At 45.1% G+C, this 1,526-nt stretch carries 4 protein-coding genes; all 4 read left to right on the top strand.

Annotated elements, in window-relative coordinates; all coding sequences use genetic code 11:
- A partial coding sequence (locus tag KCG35_RS25235; RefSeq protein WP_215822613.1) for a head-tail joining protein occupies nt 1–283 on the top strand: 283 nt, incomplete at its 5' end.
- The gene (locus KCG35_RS25230; protein WP_215822612.1) at nt 274–792 is read left to right on the top strand and encodes a hypothetical protein; all 519 of its coding nucleotides are present in this window, start codon (nt 274–276) and stop codon (nt 790–792) included. The genes KCG35_RS25235 and KCG35_RS25230, both read left to right, overlap by 10 nt.
- Nucleotides 785–1,315: a hypothetical protein gene (locus KCG35_RS25225; RefSeq protein WP_215822611.1), complete on the top strand. Its 531-nt coding sequence runs from the start codon at nt 785–787 to the stop codon at nt 1,313–1,315. Before KCG35_RS25230 ends, KCG35_RS25225 begins: the two co-directional genes overlap by 8 nt.
- On the top strand, nt 1,290–1,526 hold a 237-nt coding region (locus tag KCG35_RS25220), incomplete at its 3' end, for a phage baseplate assembly protein V (protein WP_215822610.1). The genes KCG35_RS25225 and KCG35_RS25220, both read left to right, overlap by 26 nt.

The following is a 1,526-nucleotide window of genomic DNA, read 5'->3' as shown; positions in this document are numbered from 1 at the left end:
GATGTATGGCCGTCCGATTTATCTAAAGGATGGCCAGACCATTACCGGTATTTTTTATTGGCGAGATCAGGAAGGGAAGCTGAATAAAATCCAGTTGAATTATGCGACGCCTGAATTACATGTGGCTATAAGTGATTTAACTACGCTTGAACAGCATGAATATGTGGTAATCGATGAACAAAATTATCACCTCAACTGGCCACCGTTAAAAAAAGATACCGGTATAGCCATTATTAAATTATCTCCTTACGAAGCGCCGAAGGAAGGTAGTCGATGGCGTTAAAAGTCGCGGTTGATATTAATGATTCACTGGATGACGTGTTAATGGGCTTGGATCGAAGCCAAGCTGATGTAAAGCGCGCCATTAAACGTGCCCAACGTAAATACACGGCATTTATCGAGCGGTTATTAATCCAAGCGGTCGTTGATGCCTCCGGCGTGAAGCGAAACCTGTTTAAAAAGCACCGGATGCGTGTCACCACTGTGTATGCTGAAGGTAAAATTAAGGTCTGGTTAGGTGTTAATCCGGTAGGGTTAGGCTATTTTGGTAAGGTCAAAGAAGTGCCAGGTGGGGCAAAAGCGGGTCAGCATTATCGACCAGGTGCGTTTAAAATTAGCAATCGTGAAGCAGCCTTTAAACGTGCAAGTAAAGCACGACTGCCATTAGTGTACCAAACCCAAGACATTGAGCCCGTGGCTAAACCCGTGGTGATACAAATCCTTAAGCGTGGTAAACAACGACTTGTTACCCTCCTGGAACAGGAACTTAATTACGCCTTAAATCATGAATAAATATGATCCCCTTGAATTAATTCACCAGACCATGGTGGACACGCTGACGAACCATTTTGGTAAGCGACTGGAATTTGTGCAGGCCTATAATCTGGGTAAATGCCTGAATTCACCGGGTATTTATTTAGGTATGCACCAAATGGAAGTCGGTGAAAACCCCGGCGATGGTCGCCATGTCATCCATGCGGACTGGTTTTGCTACTGTGTGTTAGCCAATAGCACACCTGATTTAGCCATTGAAATTCGCCGTATGGCCTGCGAGGTGATGCGCTTGTTAAATGAACCTGAAACGGGATTATGGGGACTCGATAATGTGGTGGGTTTACCCAAGCATATCCAAGCCATTCCCGCGTTATTCAATCCTGATACCAAAGGTTATGAAAGCTGGGAAGTGACTTGGCAACAGTCGTTTTATATGGGCGAATCACTGTGGGAAGACGATGGAGAAACACCCAAAACTGTATTAGCCAGTCATGTACCCTATACAGGTAAAGCCCATGAACCCCGATATAAACCCCTATAATATTGAAGAGCTGATTCGCCTGGTTAAGAATTTAATTCGGCCAGGTATTATAAGAAGCGTGGATTATGATCGTGCTCGGGCACGAGTACAAATGAATAAACTCACGACAGATTGGCTACCTTGGCTAACAACAAGAGCCAGTCATGATCGTTCCTGGTGGGCACCCGAGGCCGGTGAGCAAGTGGTAGTGTTATCACCTTGTGGTGAGTTA

Origin of the sequence: Zooshikella harenae, assembly GCF_018837975.1 — a bacterium.
Classification (GTDB): domain Bacteria; phylum Pseudomonadota; class Gammaproteobacteria; order Pseudomonadales; family Zooshikellaceae; genus Zooshikella; species Zooshikella harenae.
This window is presented reverse-complemented; position numbering and strand designations above follow the sequence as displayed.

What these genes read in the sequence shown, in the direction of transcription:
- KCG35_RS25230 (WP_215822612.1), top strand. Translation starts at nt 274, where the DNA reads ATGGCGTTAAAAGTCGCGGTTGATATTAATGATTCACTGGATGACGTG.
- KCG35_RS25225 (WP_215822611.1), top strand. Translation starts at nt 785, where the DNA reads ATGAATAAATATGATCCCCTTGAATTAATTCACCAGACCATGGTGGAC.